The 3,238-nt window shown below is 37.5% G+C and carries 5 protein-coding genes; all 5 read right to left on the bottom strand.

What is annotated here, in order from left to right:
- Positions 1-644, bottom strand: a 644-nt coding sequence (locus tag AC52RT_RS17855; protein WP_495541997.1) for a solute carrier family 23 protein, incomplete at its 3' end; no start/stop codon positions are given.
- Between the two features lie 174 nt (positions 645-818).
- A complete protein-coding gene (locus AC52RT_RS17850) occupies positions 819-1,391 on the bottom strand; it encodes a beta-class carbonic anhydrase (RefSeq protein ID WP_495541996.1) in 573 nt (190 codons plus the stop codon).
- A 94-nt stretch (positions 1,392-1,485) separates the two neighbouring features.
- Positions 1,486-2,286: a hypothetical protein gene (locus AC52RT_RS17845; RefSeq protein WP_495541995.1), complete on the bottom strand. Its 801-nt coding sequence runs from the start codon at positions 2,284-2,286 to the stop codon at positions 1,486-1,488.
- A 135-nt stretch (positions 2,287-2,421) separates the two neighbouring features.
- Positions 2,422-2,979: a hypothetical protein gene (locus AC52RT_RS17840; RefSeq protein WP_495541994.1), complete on the bottom strand. Its 558-nt coding sequence runs from the start codon at positions 2,977-2,979 to the stop codon at positions 2,422-2,424.
- Between the two features lie 65 nt (positions 2,980-3,044).
- Positions 3,045-3,238 (bottom strand): DUF4870 domain-containing protein (locus AC52RT_RS17835; protein ID WP_495541993.1); only part of this gene is annotated, 194 nt, incomplete at its 5' end.

Genomic DNA, 3,238 nt, shown 5'->3' with positions numbered 1-3,238 from the left:
GTACCGAAGCAAAAAGCAAGTAACGTTCCTCCAACAATCGTCAGTAAGAAGTTCCCTGGAACATTTTTCAGAAATAAGCCGATGGCCAATAGAAGTGTCAAGACCATCACCAGCACCTCAGGATCATTTAAATGACCCATCGCTAATATCGAGCTGGAACCGCTGACGACTAGACCGCCTTTTTCAAGACCTAATAAAAGTAAAAATAGTCCAAGACCAATCGATATTGCTTCTTTAAGTGAATCTGGAATGGCCTCATTAATAATCCGGGCAAATGGAGTAAAAGCAATAACCACAAAGATAGCTCCTGAAAGGAACACAGCTCCTAAAGCTGATTGCCAAGTAAGCCCCATCGTTTGGACCATCGTGTAAGCAAATAGAGCATTAACGCCCATTCCTGGTACAAGAATAATCGGCATATTCGCCCAAAACCCCATTAAAAGACAACTTGCTGCTGACAACAAAACTGTCGCTGTGACCGCTGCTTCGAGCGGAATACCCGCTTCTGCAAGAATCATTGCATTCACAATCATGATGTACACAATCGTAAAATAACTAACTGTACCGGCGAGAACTTCACGTTTCGTTTTCGTCTGGTTTTCAGTCAGCTTAAAGGTCTTCTCTAATAATCTGTTCGGTTTCATAATCGTTCCTTTTTACTAGTATCCCTCGCCCGCCCGTTTGTTTATGTGACAAACTACACTCTGTGATTTTACCAGAAAATCTGAACTAATCAACTATCTTTCTAAGATTTATACAATTTAGACAGATATAGGCTGCCAAATATTTTTGGCAGCCTGGTTGGTTTCTTACACAATTTATTTTTGTGTCAACTCGTATCCATCAACGATGACATCTAATTTTCCTGTATCAGGTGCAACTACCAGCCCATGAATCGGAATTTCCTTAGGAACAAGTGGATGGTTTCTAATCACACTTACACTATTTTTGATACTCTCTGAAACATCATCGAACCCTCTTAAAAAGTTGCGTAAATGAATACCCGAATGTTCAATTGTTTCAATGGTTTGTTCCGAAATTCCCCGGTCAGTCATCTTACTGATGATGGAATCCACATCTACGGATGACATGCCGCAATCATGATGACCAATAACAAAAATCTCATCTGCATGTAACTCATAGATAGCCACAAGAATACTACGCATCGCACTGCCAAATGGATGTGACACAATAGCGCCAGCTGTTTTAAGGAATTTTACATCGCCATTTCTAATATTCATAGATTTAGGAAGCAGTTCAACCAGCCGTGTATCCATACAGCTTAGCACCAGCATCCGTTTATCTGGAAACTTATCTGTTTCATACTTCACGTATTCTTCGTCATTGACAAACTTTTTATTAAAGTCAACAATTTCATGTAACAATGTCATCTTACTCACCAGTCTTTCTATGTATTTTTTTATTTAATAAACATTATACTAATATTTAATTTATATTGTTCACATTTTGCTCAAAAATAAGCCTTTAGTTGGACCGGTGATTATAAACTGAGGCCACATACCCAAGAACCACGATTTTGTCATTGATCTGCGCTGAAGAATGAAAGGTAAGGATAGGTGTGTTCAATTCTTTAAAGATTGTACTCCATTCCCTTGGCATCCAACCTTTTTGAAATGTAACAATGGTAGCTCCTGTCTGATCTTTTATTTCGAAATTTGTAAAGAAATTATTAGGATTGACAGTCATCCACTCACTTCCATTTTGGCCCCTTATCTCTCCTTTAAATGAAAACAAAGATTCTTTATATGTTTGTCGAAAGGATCCTATCGCTTCACCATTTACGATCATCGTTACACCCTGTTTGATTCCTCCTCTTAGCTTATATTCAGCCACCATTTCCCCATCCGCTCCATAAAGCCCATACTTTTTCGGTAAAATAATAGAAAGGACACTAGGAATCAGCCATAAATACCATTTCATATTCTGATCACGAACTTCTCCTACCAGCTTGCCATTTGGCATGAAAAGCAGCATTCGTAACGTTGGAGCTGGTAGAAAGGTTACAAGCAGGTTTTCTTCTTCAAATAAATCACTATTTTTTTGAACAACCATTTCTGGAAAATTAATCAGCCGGTTTTCATAAATACGGTAGCCAATGAAGTAAATGAGAGAAAGCAGAATAAAAGGTCCAGTAATGAAAAATACATTTGTATCAAGTACTTTCATGACCTTCAAAATAAAAAAAACAAAGGCTAAGCCTGTACAAGTCCAAGCTGCATAGAAACACATTTTAGCGATTTGATTATAGTAGGTTCGAATATCCATAGCAAACTCCCTTTGGACGTGTTTTTTCCTTAATGGATTACTCTATTAAAACTACTATATTCCTATAAACGCAAAGATAGAAGCATTTACTGTTTATTCGGACATTTTAAATAACAGGGTTCAACTGGACATCTTTCAATTTGGTTGCTTAATTTCTTTAATTTCAACATTATTTACCTTTGCCTGGGTAAGAATAGCACGTCGAATGTTCTTAATATAACCGTTCTCATTAACCTGTATTTGGTTTTTGTCATCAAAGGTAATCACGTACGCTCCAGTCTTTTTTTCTGTTTCTAGTGAATACGTTAATTCTTGTATATCACTCCACTCATAACGATGCGTTTCATTTGAGAAAACCGTTTTATAGACAATCCCAGTTGTAGAAAATGACTGAAAGGTTTGTGAAGCACTGTAGAACAGCCATAGACCAACACAGACACATATAAAACTAGCAGTTTTAGACCAATTGCTTCTGTCAAACCAAAATAGGAGAAATAAAGACATAACCAGCAGAAGAAAACCTGCTCCACACACAAAATAGTTAACACGAGTTGCGACTGTCACCCAGGTATCTGTGGATTCTTGGAAGAGGTTGATCAAGGTCTGAGGAAGAATAAAAAGCAAAATAGGAGAAATAAACAGCAGGCCGACCGATAGAGCTAAGTAAATATGTCTCGGTTCTTCATTATACATCTTACCCCTCTTTTCTCTATTATTGGAGAGAAAAAAATGTCCGCAAATAGCCGGACATTTGAACTTTATAGAATTCGGAAAATAAATGGGATTCGATACTCAGTTCCCTCGTATGCTTTAACTGCGGCAATAATCGTGAAAATGATTTGGGCAATACATACGATAGGCAGCAAGATAAAACCAACTAAGAACAATAGTGACACCCCTGCCACCACACCATAAATCACATAGGAAATTAAGAAATTTAAATACTCTCTCC

Source organism: Peribacillus sp., assembly GCF_059453735.1.
This window is presented reverse-complemented; position numbering and strand designations above follow the sequence as displayed.

Coding starts and splice junctions, on each gene's coding strand:
- AC52RT_RS17850 (WP_495541996.1), bottom strand. CDS start 1,391: ATGACATTGTTACATGAAATTGTTGACTTTAATAAAAAGTTTGTCAAT.
- AC52RT_RS17845 (WP_495541995.1), bottom strand. CDS start 2,286: ATGGATATTCGAACCTACTATAATCAAATCGCTAAAATGTGTTTCTAT.
- AC52RT_RS17840 (WP_495541994.1), bottom strand. CDS start 2,979: ATGTATAATGAAGAACCGAGACATATTTACTTAGCTCTATCGGTCGGC.